Raw genomic sequence first — 2965 nt, 5'->3', positions numbered from 1 at the left:
GTGTCGCCGGTGATCACCACGTCGGAACCGGAGCCGCCGGTCAGCGTCTCGATCCCGCGCAGCGTGACCGTGGTGCCCGACGACGCCAGGGTGATGACGTCCGACCCGGCGCCGCCGACCAGGATCTCGATCGTCCCGACGGTCATCGTGGTGCCGCTGCCGCCGATGAAGACCAGGTCGCTGCCGGCGCCACCGGTCAGGCTCTCCAGGCCCGACACCGTGACCGTGCCGCCCGTGCTCGCCATGGTGATGATGTCGGTGCCGGCGCCGCCCAGCAGCGTCTCCACCGGGTTGATCATCATGGTCGTGCCGAAGGAGGCGATGGTGACCACGTCGGTGCCGGCGCCGCCGACCAGCGTCTCCAGCCCGGACACCGTCATGGTGGTGCCGGTGTCGCCGATCGTCACCACGTCGGAACCGGAGCCGCCGGTCAGCGTCTCCAGACCGCGCAGCAGGATCGTGCTGCCGGCGCTGTCGAGCGTCACCGCATCGCTGCCGACACCGCCGACCAGCACCTCCAGACCGGCAACGGCGGCGGTGCTGCCGGTGGAGCCGAGCGTCACCACGTCGGTGCCGGCACCGCCGGCGATGGTCTCCAGACCGCGCACCGTCAGGGTGCCGCCGGACGACGCCAGCGTCACCGCGTCGGTGCCGGCACCGCCGAGCAGCGTTTCGAGCGCCGCCACCGTCAGCGTGCCGCCGGACGGGCCCAGCGTCACGATGTCGGTGCCGGCACCGCCGGTCAGGCTCTCCAGGGCCGAGACGGTGATGGTGGTTCCGGTGTCGCCGATGCTCACCGCATCGGTGCCCGCACCGCCGACGAGCGTCTCGATGGCGCGCAGCAGGATCGTGCCGCCGGCGCTGTCGAGCGACACCACGTCGGAGCCGGTGCCGCCCACCAGGATCTCCAGCGCGGAGACGGCGGCGGTGTTGCCCGTCGAGCCGAGCAGCACCACGTCGGAGCCGGACCCGCCGGTGATGCTCTCCACGGCCCGCAAGGTCAGCGTGCCGCCGGCCGAGCCCAGCGTCACCGCGTCGGTGCCGGCACCGCCGAGCAGCGTTTCGAGCGCCGTCACGGTCAGCGTGCCGCCGACGGAGCCCAGCGTCACGATGTCGGTGCCGGCACCGCCGGTCAGCGTCTCCAGCGACGCCACCGTGATGGTGCCGCCGGCGGACGCAAGCGTCACCGCATCGGTGCCGACGCCGCCGGTCAGGCTTTCCAGCGCCGAGACCAGCAGCGTGGAACCGGCGGTGCCGATGGCGATCACGTCGGTGCCGGCACCGCCGGCCAGCGTTTCCAGCAGGGTGACCGTCATGGTGGTGCCGGTGTCGCCCACCGTCACCGCGTCGATGCCGCTGTTGCCGGTCAGCGTCTCCAGGCCGCGCAGCAGGATCGTGCCGCCCGCGCTGTCCAGAGTGACGGCGTCGGTGCCGGCGCCGCCCACCAGGATCTCCAGCCCCGAGGCCAGCAGGGTGGACCCCGCCGCACCCAGCGTCACCACGTCGGTGCCGGCACCGCCCGTCAGGCTCTCCAGCGCCGACACGGTGACCGTGCCACCGACGGACCCCAGCGTGATCGCGTCGGTGCCGAGGCCGCCGGTCAGGGTCTCCAGAGCCGAGACCGTGAGCGTGTTGCCGACGCTGCCGATGACGATGACGTCGGTGCCGGCACCGCCGGTCAGCGTCTCCAGCAGGCTCGCCGTCATGGTGGTGCCGGTGTCGCCGATGGTGATGGCGTCGCTGCCGGCGCTGCCGGCCAGCGTCTCCAGCCCGCGCACGGTGATGGTGCCGGCCGCCGCCAGCGTCACGATGTCGGAGCCGTCCCCGCCGACCAGGATCTCCAGGGCCGAGGCGGTGAGCGTGCTGCCGGTCGAGCCGACGATGACCACGTCGGTCCCAGCACCGCCGGTGATGCTCTCCAGCGCGCGGATGGTCAGCGTGCCGCCGGCGGACCCCAGCATGACGGCGTCGGTCCCGGCGCCGCCGGTCAGGGTCTCCAGAGCCGAGACGGTCAGCGTGTTGCCGGCGCTGCCGATGGTCACCAGATCGGTGCCGACGCCGCCCGCCAGGGTCTCCAGCAGGGCGACCGCGATGGTGGAGCCGGCGGCCCCCAGCGTCACCGCGTCGGTGCCGGCACCGCCGGCCAGGCTCTCCAGAGCCGACACCGCCAGCGTGGCGCCTGCGGAACCGATGGTGATCGCGTCGGTGCCGGCGCCGCCGGACAGGCTTTCGATCAGGGTGACCGTCGCCGTGCCGCCGGTGTCGCCCAGCGTGATCACATCGGTGCCGGCGTTGCCGCTCAGCGTCTCGATGCCGCGGAGCGTGAAGGTGTTGCCGGACAAGCCCAGCGTGATGACGTCGGTGCCCGCGCCGCCCACCAGGAACTCCACGTCGGACACCACCGTCATGGTGCTGCCGGCCGAGCCCAGCGTCACCACGTCGGTGCCGCCGGAGCCGGTCAGCGTCTCCACCCCGCTCACCGTCAGCGTGTTGCCGAGGGCGCCGGTCAGCACATTGCGGTCGAGGGTGGCGTCGAAGCGCGCCGTCTCCAGCGTGATCACGTCGGTGCCGGACCCGCCGGTCAGCGTCTCCAGCTGCGAGGCCACCATGGTGGTCCCGGCCGTGCCCAGCGTGATCGCGTCGGTGCCGGACCCGCCGAGCAGCGTTTCCAGCACCGACACCACGGTGGTGGTGCCGGTGTTGCCGATGGTCACCGCGTCGCTGCCCGCACCGCCGGTCAGGGTCTCCAGCGCGCGCAGCAGGATGCTGCTGCCGGTGCTGCCGAGCGTCACCGCGTCGGTGCCGGACCCGCCCACCAGAGTCTCGACACCGGAGACCACCAGCGTGCCGCCCGACGAGCCGATGATGATCAGGTCGGTGCCGGCCGCACCGGCGAGGCTTTCCAGGAGATGAGCGGTGAAGGTGCTGCCGGTGCCCCCCAGCGTCACGATGTCGGTGCCGGACC

The 2965-nt window shown here is 73.0% G+C and carries 1 protein-coding gene; it reads right to left on the bottom strand.

Features of this window, described 5'->3' with window-relative positions; genetic code table 11:
• Nucleotides 1–2965, bottom strand: a 2965-nt coding sequence (locus HL658_RS36345; protein WP_180287752.1) for a beta strand repeat-containing protein, incomplete at both ends; no start/stop codon positions are given.

Source organism: Azospirillum oleiclasticum (assembly GCF_013423485.1).
Lineage (GTDB): Bacteria > Pseudomonadota > Alphaproteobacteria > Azospirillales > Azospirillaceae > Azospirillum > Azospirillum oleiclasticum.
The sequence above is the reverse complement of the archived record's forward strand: the minus strand, read 5'-3'. Positions and strand labels throughout refer to the sequence as shown.